General features: G+C 72.7%; 18 protein-coding genes. 8 read left to right on the plus strand and 10 right to left on the minus strand.

The features are described from left to right. Nucleotides 1–426: 426 nt before the first annotated feature. The 3 genes from ACFZB3_RS12305 to ACFZB3_RS12315 all read right to left on the minus strand — a co-directional run bounded on the left by ACFZB3_RS12305 (nt 427) and on the right by ACFZB3_RS12315 (nt 2168). Nucleotides 427–1251 carry a purine-nucleoside phosphorylase gene (locus ACFZB3_RS12305; protein WP_351485257.1) on the minus strand — a complete coding sequence of 275 codons (825 nt, stop codon included), beginning with the start codon at nt 1249–1251 and terminating at the stop codon, nt 427–429. A gap of 148 nt (nt 1252–1399) precedes the next feature. Further along, the gene (locus ACFZB3_RS12310; RefSeq protein WP_391373602.1) at nt 1400–1678 is read right to left on the minus strand and encodes a type II toxin-antitoxin system RelE/ParE family toxin; all 279 of its coding nucleotides are present in this window, start codon (nt 1676–1678) and stop codon (nt 1400–1402) included. Nucleotides 1679–1727: 49 nt separating this feature from the next. Next, nucleotides 1728–2168 carry a gamma-glutamylcyclotransferase gene (locus ACFZB3_RS12315; RefSeq protein ID WP_391373605.1) on the minus strand — a complete coding sequence of 147 codons (441 nt, stop codon included), beginning with the start codon at nt 2166–2168 and terminating at the stop codon, nt 1728–1730. 96 nt (nt 2169–2264) lie between these two features. Here ACFZB3_RS12315 and ACFZB3_RS12320 point away from each other — a divergent pair, with 96 nt between their 5' ends. After that, nucleotides 2265–3713: an NAD(P)H-quinone dehydrogenase gene (locus ACFZB3_RS12320; protein ID WP_391373607.1), complete on the plus strand. Its 1449-nt coding sequence runs from the start codon at nt 2265–2267 to the stop codon at nt 3711–3713. A 190-nt stretch (nt 3714–3903) separates the two neighbouring features. Further along, nucleotides 3904–4842 (plus strand): DeoR family transcriptional regulator, encoded by a 939-nt coding sequence (locus tag ACFZB3_RS12325; protein ID WP_391374066.1) that lies wholly within the window; start codon nt 3904–3906, stop codon nt 4840–4842. A gap of 13 nt (nt 4843–4855) precedes the next feature. Here ACFZB3_RS12325 and ACFZB3_RS12330 read toward each other — a convergent pair whose 3' ends face one another. After that, entirely contained in the window at nt 4856–5476 is a 621-nt protein-coding gene (locus ACFZB3_RS12330) for a TetR family transcriptional regulator (RefSeq protein ID WP_391373609.1), read from the minus strand. Nucleotides 5477–5547: 71 nt separating this feature from the next. Then, nucleotides 5548–7320 carry a biotin carboxylase N-terminal domain-containing protein gene (locus ACFZB3_RS12335; protein ID WP_391373612.1) on the minus strand — a complete coding sequence of 591 codons (1773 nt, stop codon included), beginning with the start codon at nt 7318–7320 and terminating at the stop codon, nt 5548–5550. A 375-nt stretch (nt 7321–7695) separates the two neighbouring features. On the opposite strand from ACFZB3_RS12335, the gene ACFZB3_RS12340 reads away from it, so the two are divergent. Further along, nucleotides 7696–8244 (plus strand): hypothetical protein, encoded by a 549-nt coding sequence (locus ACFZB3_RS12340; RefSeq protein WP_391373615.1) that lies wholly within the window; start codon nt 7696–7698, stop codon nt 8242–8244. On the opposite strand, the gene ACFZB3_RS12345 is transcribed toward ACFZB3_RS12340, so the two are convergent. The 4 genes from ACFZB3_RS12345 to ACFZB3_RS12360 all read right to left on the minus strand — a co-directional run bounded on the left by ACFZB3_RS12345 (nt 8216) and on the right by ACFZB3_RS12360 (nt 10906). After that, complete coding sequence (locus ACFZB3_RS12345; RefSeq protein ID WP_391373618.1) at nt 8216–8818, minus strand: Maf family nucleotide pyrophosphatase; 603 nt, start codon at nt 8816–8818, stop codon at nt 8216–8218. The two genes, ACFZB3_RS12340 and ACFZB3_RS12345, sit on opposite strands and share 29 nt — an antisense overlap. A gap of 37 nt (nt 8819–8855) precedes the next feature. After that, nucleotides 8856–8984, minus strand: a complete 129-nt coding sequence (gene mmpB, locus ACFZB3_RS12350) for a morphogenic membrane protein MmpB (RefSeq protein WP_391373621.1) — start codon at nt 8982–8984, stop codon at nt 8856–8858. Between the two features lie 110 nt (nt 8985–9094). Then, the gene (locus ACFZB3_RS12355; protein ID WP_391373623.1) at nt 9095–9304 is read right to left on the minus strand and encodes an acyl-CoA carboxylase epsilon subunit; all 210 of its coding nucleotides are present in this window, start codon (nt 9302–9304) and stop codon (nt 9095–9097) included. A gap of 9 nt (nt 9305–9313) precedes the next feature. Next, on the minus strand, nt 9314–10906 hold the full coding sequence (locus ACFZB3_RS12360) for a carboxyl transferase domain-containing protein (RefSeq protein WP_391373626.1): 1593 nt from the start codon (nt 10904–10906) through the stop codon (nt 9314–9316). Between the two features lie 110 nt (nt 10907–11016). Between ACFZB3_RS12360 and ACFZB3_RS12365 the strand changes: the two genes are divergently transcribed. After that, nucleotides 11017–11892, plus strand: a complete 876-nt coding sequence (locus ACFZB3_RS12365; protein WP_391373628.1) for a biotin--[acetyl-CoA-carboxylase] ligase — start codon at nt 11017–11019, stop codon at nt 11890–11892. Nucleotides 11893–12190: 298 nt separating this feature from the next. Further along, nucleotides 12191–13306 (plus strand): adenylate/guanylate cyclase domain-containing protein, encoded by a 1116-nt coding sequence (locus ACFZB3_RS12370; protein WP_391373631.1) that lies wholly within the window; start codon nt 12191–12193, stop codon nt 13304–13306. Between the two features lie 75 nt (nt 13307–13381). Here ACFZB3_RS12370 and ACFZB3_RS12375 read toward each other — a convergent pair whose 3' ends face one another. Next, nucleotides 13382–14035 carry a hypothetical protein gene (locus ACFZB3_RS12375; RefSeq protein ID WP_391373633.1) on the minus strand — a complete coding sequence of 218 codons (654 nt, stop codon included), beginning with the start codon at nt 14033–14035 and terminating at the stop codon, nt 13382–13384. Nucleotides 14036–14250: 215 nt separating this feature from the next. On the opposite strand from ACFZB3_RS12375, the gene ACFZB3_RS12380 reads away from it, so the two are divergent. The 3 genes from ACFZB3_RS12380 (at nt 14251) to hutH (ending at nt 18028) form a co-directional block, all read left to right on the plus strand. Then, a complete protein-coding gene (locus tag ACFZB3_RS12380; RefSeq protein ID WP_391373636.1) occupies nt 14251–15045 on the plus strand; it encodes an enoyl-CoA hydratase-related protein in 795 nt (264 codons plus the stop codon). 196 nt (nt 15046–15241) lie between these two features. Continuing rightward, nucleotides 15242–16387 (plus strand): diguanylate cyclase domain-containing protein, encoded by a 1146-nt coding sequence (locus ACFZB3_RS12385; protein ID WP_391373638.1) that lies wholly within the window; start codon nt 15242–15244, stop codon nt 16385–16387. Nucleotides 16388–16489: 102 nt separating this feature from the next. After that, nucleotides 16490–18028 (plus strand): histidine ammonia-lyase, encoded by a 1539-nt coding sequence (hutH, locus tag ACFZB3_RS12390; RefSeq protein ID WP_391374069.1) that lies wholly within the window; start codon nt 16490–16492, stop codon nt 18026–18028. The last annotated feature ends 63 nt before the right edge of the window (nt 18029–18091 follow it).

Genomic DNA, 18091 nt, shown 5'->3' on the forward strand with positions numbered 1-18091 from the left:
GTGCGGGGGGGGGGGGGCCCCCGGGGGGGGGGGGGGGGGGGGGGGGGGGGGCGGGGGGGGGGGGGGGGGGGGGGGGGCGGGGGCGGGGAGTCCCCGTCCTCGGACCGGCGGTGCTGTCTCTCGTGCCGTGCGGGTCGACCGACGCCGGCCGCTGCGGGCGGGAACTCCCCGCCCCGTCCCCTTGCGTCCCATGGCGACAGACGGCTGCTTCAGCGTCCCATTGCGACAGACGGCTGCTTCAGCGTCCCATGGCGACAGACGGCTGCTTCGGCGTCCCATTGCGACAGACGGCTGCTTCGGCGTCCCATTCCCTTTCCGTCGTGGGTGACCGGAGCGCCCCGTTGCGTTTCTGCCGTGGGTGACTGCAACGCCCCGTAAGGGGCGCGGGGAACTGCGCGATCGGCCACGGCAGCCCGGACGGCGTCCTCAGAGCCTGCCCAGTACCTGCGCCAGCAGTTCGCCCATGCGTGCCGCCGAGTCGCGGCCCGCCTGGAGGACCTCTTCGTGGTTGAGGGGCTCGCCCGTCATGCCCGCGGCGAGGTTCGTCACCAGGGAGATGCCCAGGACCTCGGCGCCCGCCTCGCGCGCGGCGATCGCTTCGAGGACCGTCGACATGCCCACGAGGTCCGCCCCGATCACGCGGGCCATGCGGATCTCGGCCGGCGTCTCGTAGTGCGGGCCGGGGAACTGCGCGTAGACGCCCTCTTCGAGGCTGGGGTCGATCTCCTTGCACAGGGCGCGCAGGCGGGGGGAGTAGAGATCGGTGAGGTCGACGAAGTTGGCGCCGATGATGGGGGAGGTCGCCGTCAGGTTGATGTGGTCGCTGATGAGGACCGGCTGGCCGGGACGCATGCCCTCGCGCAGGCCGCCGCAGCCGTTGGTGAGGATGATCGTCTTGCAGCCGGCGGCCACGGCGGTACGGACGCCGTGCGCGACGGCGGCGACGCCCCGGCCCTCGTAGTAGTGCGTGCGGCCCAGGAAGACCAGCGCGCGCTTGTCACCGGAGGAGTACGAGCGGATCTTGCCGCCGTGTCCCGCTACGGCCGGCGGCGGGAAGCCGGGCAGCTCGGTGACCTGGAACTCGGCGTCGGGAGCGCCCAGGGCGTCGACGGCCGGCGCCCAGCCGGAGCCCATCACGAGGGCGACGTCGTGGGTGTCGGCGCCGGTGAGTTCGCGCAGGCGGGCGGCGGCCGCGTCGGCGGCGGCGTGGGGGTCGCCCTGGATGTCGTCCGGAAGAAGAGATGCGTTCACGCGGATGAGAGTAGCCGGTCTGGGCCTACGCGCGTAGATGACGGAGCTCATGGGATTGCGATCGTTGTCTTGTCGTTTCCGACGAGGGGTGTGACGCAGGGAACTTTTGAGCTGGCTGTGGGGGGTCTGTGCTGGTTCCGGGGCGCGGTCACTCGTCGGTGACGAGGACGTCCTTGTCGTTGAAGACCTCGACGATGAAGATCAGCAGCCGGCCGCGGCTGACCGTGTACTCCACGAGGACGTTCTGGGTGAGGCGGATGGTGCGGTCGTCCCCTGTGGAGCTTATGGGGCGGGACACGGAGAGGAACGGGTCGCGGGCGAGGAGGGCGATGCCCTTGTCGAACGCGATGCGCTGACGGTCGTCCAGCCGGTCGCGGGCGGCCGCGGCCTGCACGGTGTAGTAGACGTCGTACGTGGTGGGGGACATCCGCTCTCCCGTTGGTGCGTCGGTCACACAAGTGTAGGGACGCGGTGTCTCAGCAGGGTCGCTTGCGCAGCTCCATCACGTAATCGTGTGGTGCGCCCGCGGACTCGGCTGCGTCGGCGATCTCGCCCAGGTAGCGGGCGGAGGGCAGGCCGCCCTCGTAGCCGTCGAGGACGTAGAGCCAGGCGGTCTCCTCGCCCTCCAGGGTGTGCACGCGGACCCGGGCGCGGCGGTAGATGCCCAGGCCGACGCCCTCCCAGCGGTCCATGGACTCCTCGTCCATGGGTGCGACGTCGTACAGGCCGACGAAGACCTGGGAGACGGGGTCCTCGACGATGGTCGCCAGGGCGCCCTCCCAGCCCATCTGCTCACCGCCGAAGGTCAGCCGCCATCCGTTCAGCCAGCCGGTGGCGCGCAGGGGCGAGTGCGGGGCGCGGCGGGACATCAGCCGCGCGTCGAGATTGCCGGCGTACGCGGCGTAGAGCGACGACATGGGGAGAGGGTACGGCAGGCGTCACGGGTGTCACTCACGTACCGGGGGGCGCCGGGTGGCGGCCCCGGGCAGTAGCACCTTGAAGCGTGCGGGACAATGGAGTACGTGACTCGGATCGTGATCATCGGTGGCGGACCCGGCGGCTATGAAGCGGCGCTGGTGGCCGCGCAGCTCGGCGCGGAGGTGACCGTCGTCGACTGCGACGGTCTGGGCGGAGCGTCGGTGCTGACCGACTGCGTGCCGTCGAAGACCCTTATCGCTACGGCCGAGGTCATGACGACCTTTGATTCGTCGTACGAAGAGCTGGGGATCATCGTCGCCGACGACACCCCGCCGCTGGAGCAGGCGGCGCGGGTGGTGGGGGTCGACCTGGGGAAGGTCAACCGGCGGGTGAAGCGGCTGGCGCTGGCCCAGTCGCACGACATCACCGCCTCGGTGACGCGGGCGGGTGCCCGGGTCATGCGCGGGCGTGGGCGGCTGCAGGGCATGCAGGCCCTGGACGGGTCGCGGAAGGTCGTCGTCGCGGCCGCGGACGGGAGCGAGGAGACGCTCGTCGCGGACGCGGTGCTGATCGCCACCGGAGGGCACCCGCGTGAGCTGCCCGATGCGCAGCCGGACGGCGAGCGCATCCTGAACTGGACCCAGGTCTACGACCTCACCGAGCTGCCCGAAGAGCTGATCGTGGTCGGGTCGGGTGTCACCGGTGCCGAGTTCGCCGGTGCGTACCAGGCGCTGGGGTCGCGGGTCACGCTGGTCTCCTCGCGGGACCGGGTGCTGCCGGGCGAGGACCCGGACGCGGCCGCCGTCCTGGAGGACGTCTTCCGGCGCCGGGGCATGAACGTCATGGCGCGGTCGCGGGCGGCCGCGGCGAAGCGGGTCGGGGACCGGGTCGAGGTCACGCTTGCGGACGGGCGGGTCATCAGCGGGTCGCACTGCCTGATGGCCGTCGGCGCCATTCCGAACAGCGCGGGGCTGGGGCTGGAGGAGGCCGGGGTCAAGCTGCGCGACTCCGGGCACATCTGGACCGACAAGGTGTCGCGGACGACGGCTCCGGGGGTGTACGCCGCCGGTGACGTGACCGGTGTGTTCGCGCTGGCGTCGGTGGCCGCCATGCAGGGGCGGATCGCGATGTACCACTTCCTGGGCGACGCGGTCGCGCCGCTGAACCTGAAGACCGTGTCGTCGAACGTCTTCACCGATCCGGAGATCGCGACGGTGGGGTACACGCAGGCCGACGTGGACGCGGGCAAGATCGACGCCCGGGTGGTGAAGCTGCCGCTGCTGCGCAACCCGCGCGCGAAGATGCAGGGCATCCGGGACGGCTTCGTGAAGCTGTTCTGCCGGCCGGGCACGGGGATCGTGGTGGGCGGTGTGGTCGTCTCGCCGCGGGCCTCGGAGCTGATCCATCCGATCTCGATCGCCGTCGACAACAATCTGACGGTCGAACAGATCGCGAACGCGTTCACCGTCTATCCGTCTCTTTCGGGGTCGATCGCCGAGGTGGCGCGGCAGCTGCACACGCGGAAGACCGGCAGCGAACTCTGACGGCCGGAACCGACTCCCCGCTGGTCACGGGGAGTTGTCGGTCATGCGTGCGGCATGTGCGGGGTGGGTAGCTCCTATACCACTCCCGACCCTGCTGTGCGAACAACTTCTGCTATTCGGCGCAAACTGCTGAAAGCAGACGGTCGTTGGGGTTACTGTCAGTTTCGTGTTCGCTGCAGAACGTCGCCAATTGATCCTCGAAATGGTGCGAGCGAACGGGGCCGTGTCGCTCCGTGAGCTCGCCCGCGTCGTCCAGACCTCCGAAGTGACCGTACGGCGGGACGTGCGCGCACTGGAGGCAGAAGGACTCCTCGACCGCCGGCACGGCGGTGCGGTACTGCCGGGCGGGTTCACGCGGGAGTCCGGCTTTCCGCAGAAATCTCATCTCGCGACCGCCGAGAAGACGGCCATCGCCGATCTCGCCGCGGGTCTCGTCGAAGAGGGCGAGGCCATCGTGGTCGGGGCGGGGACCACGACCCAGGAGCTCGCGCGCCGGCTGGCGAGAGTGCCCGGGCTGACCGTCGTCACCAACTCCCTGCTGGTGGCGCAGGCGCTGGCCCATGCCAACCGGGTCGAGGTCGTGATGACCGGCGGGACGCTCCGCGGGTCCAACTACGCCCTCGTGGGCTCCGGTGCGGAGCAGTCCCTGCAGGGACTGCGCGTGTCGAAGGCCTTCCTGTCCGGGAGCGGCCTGACGGCCGAGCGGGGACTGTCCACGTCCAACATGCTGTCGGCGTCCGTCGACCGGGCGCTGGTGCAGGCCGCCGCGGAGGTCGTCATCCTCGCCGACCACACCAAGCTCGGCACGGACACGATGTTCCAGACCGTGCCGACCGATCTCATCACCCGGCTGGTCACGGACGAGCCGCCGCCCCACGACGACCGTGCCGTCACCGAGCTGCAGGCCCTTGCCGACCAGGGGGTGCAGATCGCCGTGGCCGGGGCGTCGGGGCACCCGGGGGGTGATCAGGCCCCGGCGCGGCAGCAGCATCAGCAGCAGCGTCGGGACGTCGCCCTGCCGGGGCCGCGGCGGAGCCAGGGGCCGGGGCTGCGGTCCGCTTCGATGCTGGGGGGAGAGCCGCCGACGGGGGCCGAGCGGGGGCGGGTCGCTGACATGCGGCGCCGGTGAGGGGCTTGAGCGCCTAGGCGCCGTGGGGGTGCACGTGGTCGGGCGGGAGCGGGTTGTGTCCGGTTGCCCGCGCCGTGCCCCGCGCCCCTGGGGGTTGGTGCTTGAGCCCGTTCAGAGTCAAGGTCAGCAAGCGGTCCGCCAACTGCGGGTCTCCCGGTGACTCCTCCGCTGCCAGGGCGATGGCGTGGGTGAGTTGCAGGAGATCGTCGATGTATACGTCAGCCCTTACCGTGCCCGCCTCCTGAGCGCGGGTCAGAAGGGCGTTGCCCGCCTCCCGCATCGGGGTGCCGCAGCGGGACAGGGCCGAGTCCGGGGACGCCGACATCAGGGCCCTCGACAGGCCCCGGTACGCCGCCGCGTGGACGACCACCTCGTGGAGCCAGGTCAGCAGGGCCTGGCACGGGTGCGGGGCCGTCCGCAACTCGCGGGCTCTGGCCAGGAGTTCACTCACCGCGTCCTCGAAGACCGCGCTCATCAGGGCGTGCCGGGTCGGGAAGTGGCGGTAGAGGGTGCCGATGCCCACGCCCGCCCGGCGGGCCACGTCCTCCAGGGAGGCGTCCGTGCCGTGCTCGGCGAAGACGGTGCGGGCCTCGGCGAGCAGTCGGTCGTGGTTGCGGCGGGCGTCGGCGCGCATGGGCCGTTCCGGAAGGTCGGACGCCCGGCGAACGGGGTGACGTTCGCCGGGCGATGCCGTACGGGGCGGCGTCAGTCCTTGATCTCGCAGATCACGGCGCCGGAGGTGAGGGACGCGCCGACCTCGGCGGCGAGGCCCTTCACGGTGCCGGCCTTGTGGGCGTTGAGGGGCTGCTCCATCTTCATGGCCTCCAGGACGACGATCAGGTCGCCCTCCTTGACCTCCTGGCCCTCCTCGACCGCGACCTTGACGATCGTGCCCTGCATCGGCGAGGCGAGGGTGTCACCGGAGGCCGCCGGGCCCGACTTCTTGGCCGCGCGGCGCTTCGGCTTGGCGCCGGCGGCGAGGCCGGTGCGGGCCAGGGTCATGCCCAGGGACGCCGGGAGGGAGACCTCCAGGCGCTTGCCGCCGACCTCGACCACGATCGTCTCGCGGTCCTTGTCGTCCTCGGCCTCGGCGTCGGCCGGGGCGGCGAAGGGCTTGATCTCGTTGACGAACTCGGTCTCGATCCAGCGGGTGTGGACCGTGAACGGGTCCTCGGAGCCGGTCAGCTCGGGGCCGAACGCCGGGTCGCGGACGACGACGCGGTGGAACGGGATCGCCGTGGCCATGCCCTCGACCTGGAACTCGTCCAGGGCGCGGGCGGCCCGCTGCAGGGCCTCCGCACGGGTGCGGCCGGTGACGATCAGCTTGGCGAGCAGGGAGTCCCAGGCGGGGCCGATGACCGAGCCGGCCTCCACGCCCGCGTCCAGGCGGACGCCGGGGCCGGAGGGGGCGTCGAAGCGGGTGACCGTGCCGGGGGCGGGCAGGAAGTTGCGGCCCGGGTCCTCGCCGTTGATGCGGAACTCGAACGAGTGACCGCGCAGCTCCGGGTCGTCGTAGCCGAGTTCCTCGCCGTCGGCGATCCGGAACATCTCGCGGACCAGGTCGATGCCGGCGACCTCCTCGGTCACCGGGTGCTCGACCTGGAGGCGGGTGTTGACCTCCAGGAAGGAGATCGTGCCGTCCTGGCCGACCAGGAACTCGCAGGTGCCGGCGCCGACGTAGCCGGCCTCCTTGAGGATGGCCTTGGAGGCGCGGTACAGCTCGGCGACCTGGGCCTCGGAGAGGAACGGCGCGGGGGCCTCCTCGACCAGCTTCTGGTGGCGGCGCTGCAGCGAGCAGTCACGGGTGGAGACGACCACCACGTTGCCGTGGGTGTCGGCCAGGCACTGGGTCTCCACGTGCCGGGGGCGGTCCAGGTAGCGCTCGACGAAGCACTCGCCGCGGCCGAAGGCGGCCACCGCCTCACGGACGGCGGAGTCGTACAGCTCGGGGACCTCTTCGAGGGTGCGGGCGACCTTCAGGCCGCGCCCGCCGCCGCCGAAGGCCGCCTTGATGGCGATCGGCAGGCCGTGCTCCTCGGCGAAGGCCACGACCTCGTCGGCGCCCGAGACCGGGTCCGGGGTGCCGGCCACCAGGGGGGCGCCGGCGCGCTGGGCGATGTGCCGGGCCGCCACCTTGTCGCCCAGGTCGCGGATCGCCTGCGGCGGCGGGCCGATCCAGGTCAGGCCCGCGTCCAGGACCGCCTGCGCGAACTCGGCGTTCTCGGAGAGGAACCCGTAGCCCGGGTGGACGGCGTCCGCGCCGGCTTCGCGGGCGGCGTTGAGGACCTTGGAGATGTCCAGGTAGCTGGTGGCGGGGGTGTCACCGCCCAGGGCGAACGCCTCATCCGCGGCGCGGACGTGCAGAGCGTCCCGGTCCGGTTCCGCGTAGACGGCCACGCTCGCGATCCCGGCGTCCCGGCAGGCCCGGGCCACGCGGACAGCGATTTCGCCACGGTTGGCGATGAGCACCTTGCGCACGATTGAGGCTCCCTCCTTGAAACAAGCCGAGTTTAGGGACTGCCGACACGGCACTTCGACCCGTCCCCAATGGTGACCTTGCCCACACGGAGCGTGATGCGAGGCTCACCCGACCCGGGAAATCCCTTGTCGCACCTCGGTACGCAGGACTCCTTCGGGAAACCCTAGCTCCGTCATGTGGTCAAGGTCTCTGTGAGAGCGTGCCGCGCCCCACTCCGTTTCTTTGTTGAGTCCCTACGAATGGCCCAACGATTCTTTGCTGCCGACCGGACCCTTGTCCCGCGGTTTACCCGTTAGTAGCGTTCGCGATGTCTTGAACGTACTTCAAGTAACACCGGCTCGGACCGGGCCGTGAACGAAAGTGGGTGGGGACCGGTGGTGCGGAGACCGGTGGCGTGGGTGGTGGCGTTCATACTCTTCGCCGAGGCAGTCGGCATCGCGGCGCTCAACTGGTTCATGGGAGTGGTCGTCGACCGTCAGGACATGTCCCTGGCCGGTCTCGACCCGGACCGGATGTCGACGTCCGCGAAGGCCGGCGCGGTGGTCTTCGGCCTCTACTTCGCGCTGTGCGGCCTGGTGGCCCTGCTGGTCGCCGTGCGCAACCGGCCGCCCGCGGGCCTCGGCCGGGTGCTGCTGATCAGCGTGGCGGTCGTACACGCCCTCCTGGGCGCCGTGTCCTGGGGGCTGGTCGGCTGGAGGGCGTTCCTGTTCATGGTGGTCGTCCTCGCGCTCGTCGTGCTGCTGCTGATGACGTACGACCAGGTGGACGGGGCCGGCGTGGCCGGGGCGGAGGCCGACGGCGGCGGCGAGGGCGGCTCCGGGCCCGCGAGCGACCCGGAACCGGGGCCGGGGCCGGAGCCCGGGGCGAAGAACGACACGCCGCCCGCGGGGCCGTTCACTCCACCGGCGCCCACAACTCCGTGATGCCGACGCCGAGCTCCGCCAGCAGCCGGCGGACCAGGGGCAGGCTGATGCCGATCACGTTGCCGTGGTCGCCGTCGATGCCCTCGACGAACGGCGCGCTGCGGCCGTCCAGGGTGAACGCTCCCGCCACGTAGAGGGGTTCGCCCGTGGCGACGTACGCGGCGATCTCCGCGTCGGTGGGGTCGCCGAACCGTACGACCGTGGACGCGGTCGCCGACACCCAGCGCTTGCTCGCCGTGTCCCAGACGCAGTGCCCGGTCTGCAGGGTGCCGGCCCGGCCGCGCATCGACTTCCAGCGGGCGGTGGCCTCCTCGGCGTCGCCCGGCTTGCCGAGGGCCTGGCCGTCGAGGTCCAGCACGGAGTCGCAGCCGATGACGATCGCGCCCTGGACGTCGGGGCGGGCGGCGACCACGGACGCCTTCGCCTCCGCGAGGGCGAGGGCCAGGTCGGCCGGGGTGGGGGCGGTGACGGCGTCCTCGTCGACGCCGCTGACGATCACCTCGGGGGCGAGGCCCGCCTGGCGCAGGAGGTTCAGCCGGGCGGGGGACTGGGAGGCGAGGACGAGTCTGCGCATGGGGGCAGCGTATCGGTGGGGGCCGACGGAGGGCTGCTCACCTCACGCCGAGCACGATCATCAGTACGACCATGACCAGGGCCAGGAGGACGCCGAGCCGCCGGAGGCTCTTCTGCATGTCCTGCAGGTCCTTCGGCGGCTCGTCTTCGGGGTCCGACCACAGCATGTCACCAGCGTGCGGCTTGGCCGGGGGGCGGCGCCTGAGTAGGGGTACTCAGATTGGGGGCCGGGGTTCCACTTATGTGCGCGGTTCCCCGCCCCCCGAGTCTGTTGCTCCTAGGCCGGCCAGTAAGTGCGGGTCCATGCGCTTGGGCTCGGGTGCGGGACGCGGTGTTGGGCGATGCGGCCCGGGTCGGACCAGGCGCTCGTCGTCGGCGGGGTGCCGGACGGGGCGGCCGTCAGGGTCGCCGCGCGGGCCCTTACGACCGCCAGTGCGGCGGCCAGCTCCTCCGGGGTCGGGTTGCCCCGTATGACCTTGATCGTCACAGCGGCTCCTTAGAGGGGGATGTTGCCGTGCTTCTTCGGGGGCAGGGACTCGCGCTTGGTACGGAGCTGGCGCAGGCCCCGTACGACGTGGCGGCGGGTGTCCGACGGCATGATGACCGCGTCGATGTAGCCGCGCTCGGCCGCCGTGTAGGGGTTGAGGAGGGTGTCCTCGTACTCCCGGATGAGCTGCGCCCGGGTGGCCTCGCCCTCGCCCGATTCCTCCGCCTCCGCGATGGTGCGGCGGTGCAGGATGTTGACGGCGCCCTGGGCGCCCATGACGGCGATCTGGGCGGTCGGCCAGGCCAGGTTGAGGTCGGCACCCAGGTGCTTGGAGCCCATGACGTCGTAGGCGCCGCCGAAGGCCTTGCGGGTGATGACGGTGATGAGGGGGACGGTGGCCTCGGCGTAGGCGTAGATCAGCTTGGCGCCGCGCCGGATGATGCCGTCGTGCTCCTGGTCGACGCCGGGCAGGAAGCCGGGCACGTCGACGAAGGTGATGACCGGGACGTTGAAGGCGTCGCAGGTGCGGACGAAGCGGGAGGCCTTCTCGCTCGCCTTGATGTCCAGGCAGCCGGCGAACTGCATCGGCTGGTTGGCGACGATGCCGACCGGGTGGCCCTCCACGCGGCCGAAGCCGGTGACGATGTTCGGGGCGAACAAGGCCTGCGTCTCGAAGAACTCGCCGTCGTCGAGGACGTGTTCGATCACCGTGTGGATGTCGTACGGCTGGTTGGCGCTGTCCGGGACCAGGGTGTCCAGCTCGCGGTCCTCGTCGGTGACCGCGAGGTCGGCCTCCTCGGGGAAGACCGGGGGCTCGGAGAGGTTGTTGGACGGCAGGTACGACAGCAGCTGCTTGACGTACTCGACGGCGTCCTTCTCGTCGCCGGCCATGTGGTGGGCCACGCCGGAGACGGAGTTGTGGGTCCGGGCGCCGCCCAGCTCCTCGAAGCCGACGTCCTCGCCGGTCACCGTCTTGATGACGTCCGGTCCGGTGATGAACATGTGGGACGTCTGGTCGACCATGACCGTGAAGTCGGTGATGGCCGGGGAGTACACGGCGCCGCCCGCGCAGGGGCCGACGACGAGCGAGATCTGCGGGATCACGCCGCTCGCGTGGGTGTTGCGGCGGAAGATCTCGCCGTAGGCACCGAGGGAGGCGACCCCCTCCTGGATCCGGGCGCCGCCGGAGTCGTTGATGCCGATGACCGGGCAGCCGGTCTTCAGGGCGAAGTCCATCACCTTGACGATCTTCTGGCCGTAGACCTCGCCGAGGGCGCCGCCGAAGACGGTGAAGTCCTGGGAGAAGACGGCGACGGGGCGGCCGTCGACCGTGCCGTACCCGGTGACGACGCCGTCCCCGTAGGGGCGGTTCTTCTCCAGGCCGAAGTTGGTGGAGCGGTGCCGGGCGAACTCGTCCAGCTCGATGAAGGAGCCCTCGTCGAGGAGCAGCTCGATCCGCTCACGGGCCGTCAGCTTGCCCTTGGCGTGCTGCTTTTCGACGGCGCGCTCCGAACCGGCGTGTGTCGCTTCGTGGACACGGCGCTGGAGATCCGCGAGCTTCCCCGCGGTCGTGTGAATGTCGATCTCTTCCGGCTCGGACATCGGGATGCGGCTCCCTGCCTGCTCAAAAGGGGGGACGGTTACTCATCCGTAGAGTAGTGGGGCGCCTACCAAACGGCAGTGCGGCGTACAACACACCTAGGGTGGCTTGCATGACGCCGCGAGACGCAGCAGATGCGAACAACAATCGTTGGTCCGACCTGGACCGTCCACCGCTGAACGGGGCGGGGCTGCGCAAGGCCCTGGTGCGGGACGGCGGGCACGGGGGCCTGTACACCGACATCGAGGTGGTGGACCGCACCGGCTCCACCAACTCCGACCTCGTGGCCCGGGCCGTCGCGGGGGACGCCGACGAGGGCGCGGTGCTGGTCGCCGAGGAGCAGACGGCCGGGCGGGGCCGCCTGGACCGGCAGTGGACGGCACCGGCGCGCTCGGGCCTGTTCCTCTCCGTGCTGCTGAAGCCGGCCGAGGTGCCGGTGGCCCGCTGGGGCTGGCTGCCGCTGCTCACGGGGGTGGCGGTGGCGACGGGGCTGGCGAAGGCGGCGGGCGTCGACACGGCGCTCAAGTGGCCGAACGACCTCCTCGTCACCGTCGGTGACGAGGAGCGCAAGGCCGGGGGCATTCTCGCGGAGCGGGCCGGCGACGACGCCGTGGTGGTCGGCGTCGGCATCAACGTCACGCTCCGCGCGGCGGAGCTGCCGGTGCCGCAGGCCGCTTCGCTGGCGCTGGCCGGGGCGGTGAGCACGGACCGGGAGACGCTGCTGAGGGCCGTCCTGCGGTCTCTGGAGGACTGGTACGGGCGGTGGCGCGCGGCGGGCGGCGATCCGGCCGCGAGCGGGCTCCAGGAGGCCTACGCGGCGGGCTGCGCGACGCTGGGGCGGACGGTGCGGGCGGAGCTGCCCGGGGACCGGGCGCTGGTCGGGGAGGCGGTGGCGATCGACGGCGACGGGAGGCTGGTGATCGCCACGGAGGACGGGGTCCAGGAGCCGGTGGGGGCGGGGGACATCGTGCACTTGCGGCCGGCGTGAGGGTGGGTGCGGGTGCGGGTGGGCTGGGCCGGGGGGTGGGGTCGCTTACCGGCGCTGGCAGGGTGCCGCTGCGCCCACCCGTGCCGCCCTGCGGCACGCCTGCCCGCAGCTGGGTGGCTGTGAAGCGCCCCGTCAGGGGCGCGGGGAACTGCGCGAGCAACCCCCACCCGCCCGCACCCGGAACTCGACCCCGAGCCACCCCGAAGTCGGCTTACCTCACGAAGTGAGCTACCGCACAGCTGCCGTAGAGTTGAGCCTGGTCGGTATGCGACCGCGGTAGATCGGAAGGGCAGCAGGCGTGACCGTCGACGACACGGGCTCCGGCGCGGGCGCGGACGCCGCCGACTCCGGCGAGGACCCCCTCGCGCTGCGTCTCGAAGGCCTGATCCTCGGGGCCGAGCGCCGCTACACCCCCTTCCAGGCGGCCCGCAGTGCCGGCGTCTCCATGGAGCTGGCGTCGAGGTTCTGGCGGGCGATGGGCTTCGCCGACATCGGGCAGGCCAAGGCGCTGACGGAGGCCGACGTGCTGGCCCTGCGCCGGCTCGCCGGCCTCGTCGAGGCGGGGCTGCTCAGCGAGGCCATGGCCGTGCAGGTGGCGCGGTCCACGGGGCAGACCACCGCCCGTCTGGCCGAGTGGCAGATGGATTCCTTCCTGGAGGGCCTGACCGAGCCCCCCGAGCCGGGCATGACCCGTACCGAGGTCACGTACCCGATCGTCGAACTGCTCCTGCCCGAACTGGAGGAGTTCCTCGTCTACGTCTGGCGCCGCCAGCTCGCCGCCTCGGCCGGCCGGGTCGTGCAGGCCACCGACGACGAGGAGATGGTCGACCGCCGCCTCGCCGTCGGCTTCGCCGACCTCGTGGGGTTCACCCGGCTGACCCGGCGCATGGAGGAGGAGGAACTCGGCGAGCTGGTCGAGGCCTTCGAGACCACCGCCGCCGACCTGGTGGCGGCCCGCGGCGGCCGGCTCATCAAGACCCTCGGCGACGAGGTCCTGTACGCCGCCGACGACGCCGGTGTCGCCGCCGACATCGCGCTGCGCCTGGTGGAGACCATGGCGCACGACGAGACGATGCCGGAGCTGCGGGTCGGCATGGCCTTCGGCACGGTCACCACCCGAATGGGCGATGTCTTCGGTACGACCGTGAACCTCGCCTCCCGCCTCACCTCGATAGCCCCGCGCGACGCCGTGCTCGTCGACAGCGCGTTCGCGGAGGAGCTGATCCGGGTGGGGGAGGCGCCGGCCTCGGAGGCGGCCGCGGCGGAGGAGGCGGCGACCGCCGAGAAGGAGGGCGAGGAGCCCCCGGTGTACCGCTTCGCGCTGCAGCCGATGTGGCAGCGTCCGGTGCGTGGCCTGGGAGTCGTGGAGCCCTGGCTGCTCACCCGCCGGGACGGGGCGGTCCCGGCCTCGTAGGCCCGGTCTCCTCAGCTCTCCTCCGGTCTCCTCCAGCCCCTCCGGCAGTCTGCGGATTCGGCGGTCGACGTTGCGTCAGCTGCCGGGCCCTGCCGCCGCGTCGACGCACAGGCCGATGATCGGGACGCAGAGGCCGGGCCGGCCGGGGGCGGAGGGCTGCGGGGTGGGCGCGGGGGCGGACGTGGCGCGGGGTGGCGTCGAGGCGGGTCGCGGGGTGGCCGCCGGGGGCGGCGGGGGCGGCGGGTTGGGGGACTCGGGGATGGTGGTCGGGGCCGGTGCGGCCGGTGCGGCGGGCGCGTTCGACGGTGCGGCCGGGAGGGGTACGACGGTGGAGGTCGTCGTCGGCGCGGGAGCCGCCCCGCCCGTCACCGAGGTCACCGAGGTCGGCGAGAGGGCCGGCCGGGGGATGGCCGTGGCGGTGGCGACCGTGGCGGCGGCGGGGGTCGACCGGTCCGGCCCGGTGCCCGGATCCAGCCGCGGTTCCGCCTCGGCGGCGCCGGGGCCGCCGGCGTCCGGACCGACGCCCACCCGGACCAGGCTCAGGGCCCCGGCGGCCAGCGCGATTCCGCCGGCGACGAGCAGGACCCGGCGGGGGCGGGGGCGGCGGTGCCGGCCCCGGGGGTGGGGGATGAACAGGCGCGGGCCGGCCGGGGCGGTGTCCGCGGCCGATGCCGGCTCTGCGGCTGTGAGGTCGGTGTCTCGCGTCGGCTGCGTCGACGACTCGGTCATCACGATCCCTCCCCGGTGCGCTCGCGCCCCCGATGCGCCATGGCGAGCGCACGTTATGCGCTCCCTTGGGCGGTGAGGCGGGACTTGGGCGGGATGTCACTCGAACGGGTTGCCGGGGCTGGGTGCGGGAACCGGGCGGCGGCCCTTTCCCGTTCGCAACTCGGCTGCGATGATCGAGGCCAGGCTGTTAACCCACGTTAACCGGAGGGTGTGTCGTGAGCGAGGAGCGGTTCGGGGAGTTCGTGCTGGTACGGCGGCACGGCCAGGTCGCGGAGCTTGTGCTGGACCGGCCCAAGGCCATGAACGCGGTGTCGGCGGAGATGGCGCGTTCGATCGTGGCCGCGTGTGCCGCGCTGAGCGCCGACCGGGACGCCCGGGTGGTCGTGCTGACCTCCTCGCACGAGCGGGCGTTCTGCGTCGGCGCCGACCTGAAGGAGCGCAACGCGATGTCCGACGCGGAGCTGCTGCGGTCGCGGCCGCTGTCGCGCGGGGCGTACACCGGTGTGCTGGAGCTGCCGATGCCGACCATCGCCGCCGTGCACGGCTACGCGCTCGGCGGGGGCTTCGAACTGGCCCTGTCCTGCGACGTGATCGTGGCCGACGGCACGGCCGTGGTGGGCCTGCCCGAGGTGTCGGTGGGCGTGATCCCGGGCGGCGGCGGTACGCAGCTGCTGCCGCGCCGGGTGGGAGCGGCCCGCGCGGCCGAGCTGATCTTCTCGGCGCGGCGGGTGGAGGCGCCGGAGGCGCGTGCGCTGGGGCTGGTCGACGAGCTGGTGGAGGCGGGGCGGGACCGGGAGGCGGCGCTGGAGCTGGCGGCGCGGATGGCGGCGAACTCGCCGGTGGGGCTGCGGGCGGCGAAGCGGGCGTTGCGGCTCGGACACGGGCTCGATCTGCGGACGGGCCTTGAGGTCGAGGACGCGGCGTGGCGGACGGTGGCGTTCTCGGGGGACCGGGCGGAGGGGGTGGCGGCGTTCAACGAGAAGCGGCGGCCGGAGTGGCCGGGGGAGTAGCCCTGCGGGTGGGCTGGGGCCGGGGGGTGGGGTCGCTTACCGGCGCTTGCAGGGTTCCTCCCCCAGCCTTCGGCCGGGGGAGGAACTGTGCGAGCAACCCCCACCGGGCCGCAGGCCGCGACGATGCGCCCGCCCCGCAACACCTGTTCGCCGCACCAGCGTCCCGAATCATACAAATCATCCCTAACCTGGAGTAATGGGTGAGGACAACCGGCTCGCCGCCGTCGTGGCGCTAGCGCAGGGCATGGCCGCGGCTCACACCCCACACGAGTGCTGGTGCGCCGCCGCCGCCGGTGCCTGCCGCGCGCTCGACGGCAGCTTCGCCGCGCTCTCCGTCTGGGAGCGCGAGCTCGGCCGGCTCCGGGTCCTCGTGAACGTCGGGGAGCGCGCCCCGGACGAGGAGGAGTTCCCGGAGGCCGAGGCCTATCCGGTGCACCAGTTCCCGGAGATCACCGAGTTCCTCCACGAACGCTGGGCGGGCGGCGGCGGCCCCAACGCCTGGGTCGAGACGGCCGGGGGTCCCGCCGCCGGCCGCCCCGGCTACTCCCACCAGCGCGTCGCCGCCCTGCGCCGCCGGGGCCGCGGCTGCTGTCTGGTCGCCCCGATCGTGCTGCACGGCAGGGCCTGGGGCGAGCTGTACGTGGCCCGCGCCGTCCACGCCCCCGTCTTCGACCGCGCCGACGCCGACTTCGCCACCGTCCTCGCCTCCGTCGTCGCCGCCGGGATCGCGCAGACCGAGCAGCTGGAGGAGGCGCGCCGGCTCGCGTACACCGACGCCCTCACCGGGCTCGCCAACCGCCGCGCCGTCGACGTGCGCCTCGACGAGGCGATCGAGCAGCACCGTGCGGACGGGGTCGTGGTCAGTCTCGTCGTCTGCGACCTGAACGGGCTGAAGAAGGTCAACGACACCTGCGGGCACGCCGTCGGCGACCGTCTCCTGGAACGCTTCGGCTCGGTGCTGTCGCTGTGCGGGGCGATGCTTCCGGGCGCGCTGGCCGCACGGCTCGGCGGGGACGAGTTCTGCCTGCTCGCGGTCGGCCCGCCGGCCGACGACGTGGTCAAGGCGGCCGGCGAACTCTGCCGCCGGGCCGGGGAGTTGGAGCAGGGGGAGGGGGTCGCGTGCGGGGTCGCCTCGACCGCCGACCCGATCGGTCCTGTGCGTTCGGGGCGCCGGCTGTTCCGGCTCGCCGACGCGGCCCAGTACCGGGCCAAGGCGCTGCGTGCCGAGCGGCCGGTGGTGGCCGGGCGGGAGGGGCCGGACGACCCCGTGGTGCGGCTGGCCGACGCGCCGCCGCCGGAGCGGGCCGAACGGCGGAGCTTCCGCGGGCGCCGGGGGCTGTGACGTACGGGTGTGGCGTACGGCTGTGACGTACAAGTAAGGGGCAACCCCGTACCCCACTAGTGACAGCGGCCGCATTCACTGCGTACGCTCCTGAATATGGATATGCACACTGTGGTGGTGGGGACGTCCGGTGTCACCGCGTCCGACGTTCTCGCCGTGGCGCGCGGCGGCGCCCGGATCGAACTGTCCGCGGAGGCGGTCGCGGCCCTCGCGGCGGCCCGCGAGATCGTGGACGCGCTGGCGGCCAAGCCGGACCCGGTCTACGGCGTCAGCACCGGCTTCGGAGCCCTGGCGACCCGGCACATCAGTCCGGAGCTGCGGGCCCAGCTGCAGCGCAACATCGTCCGTTCGCACGCGGCCGGCATGGGGCCGCGGGTGGAGCGCGAGGTCGTACGGGCCCTGATGTTCCTGCGGCTGAAGACCGTCTGCTCCGGACACACCGGTGTGCGTCCCGAGGTCGCCCAGACCATGGCCGACGTGCTGAACGCCGGCATCACCCCGGTCGTGCACGAGTACGGCTCCCTGGGCTGCTCCGGGGACCTGGCCCCGCTGTCCCACTGCGCCCTCACGCTCATGGGCGAGGGCGACGCCGAGGGCCCCGACGGGGTCGTGCGGCCCGCCGGCGAGCTGCTCGCCGAGCACGGGATCGCCCCCGTCGAACTGCGCGAGAAGGAGGGTCTTGCCCTCCTCAACGGCACCGACGGCATGCTCGGCATGCTGGTCATGGCCCTCGCCGACCTGGACATGCTCTACAAGTCGGCCGACGTCACGGCCGCGTTGAGCCTTGAGGCGCTGCTCGGTACGGACCGGGTGCTCGCGCCCGAGCTGCACGCCATCCGGCCGCACCCGGGGCAGGGCGACAGCGCCGCCAACATGCTCGCCGTGCTCCAGGGCTCCCAGCTGACCGGGCACCACCAGGACGACGCGCCGCGCGTCCAGGACGCGTACTCGGTGCGGTGTGCTCCGCAGGTGGCCGGGGCCGGGCGGGACACGCTCGCGCACGCCCGGCTGGTCGCGGAGCGGGAGCTGGCGTCGGCCGTCGACAACCCCGTCGTCCTGCCCGACGGGCGGGTGGAGTCCAACGGCAACTTCCACGGGGCGCCGGTCGCCTACGTCCTCGACTTCCTCGCCATCGCGGTGGCCGACCTCGGGTCCATCGCCGAGCGGCGCACCGACCGGCTGCTGGACAAGAACCGCAGCCACGGGCTGCCGCCGTTCCTCGCCGACGACGCGGGCGTCGACTCGGGGCTGATGATCGCGCAGTACACGCAGGCGGCGCTGGTGAGCGAGCTGAAGCGGCTGGCCGTTCCGGCGTCGGCCGACTCGATCCCGTCCTCGGCGATGCAGGAGGACCACGTGTCGATGGGGTGGTCGGCCGCGCGCAAGCTGCGGACGGCCGTGGGCAATCTGACGCGGATCATCGCCGTCGAGCTGTACGCGGCCACCCGGGCCGTCGAGTTGCGGGAGGGGCTGGCGCCGGCACCGGCCTCGCGGGCGGTGATCGACGCGGTGCGCTCCGCGGGGGTGCAGGGGCCGGGGCCCGACAGGTTCCTCGCGCCGGATCTGGCCGCGGCGGAGGAGTTCGTGCGGGGCGGGGGAGTTGTCGCGGCGGCGGAGAAGGTGACCGGGGCGCTGCGGTAGTTCGTCGGCCGCGGGCGGGTGGGGGCTGGTCGCGCAGTTCCTCCCCCAGCCTTCGGCCGGGGG

It is taken from the genome of Streptomyces sp. NPDC008092 (genome assembly GCF_042957285.1).
Lineage (GTDB): Bacteria > Actinomycetota > Actinomycetes > Streptomycetales > Streptomycetaceae > Streptomyces.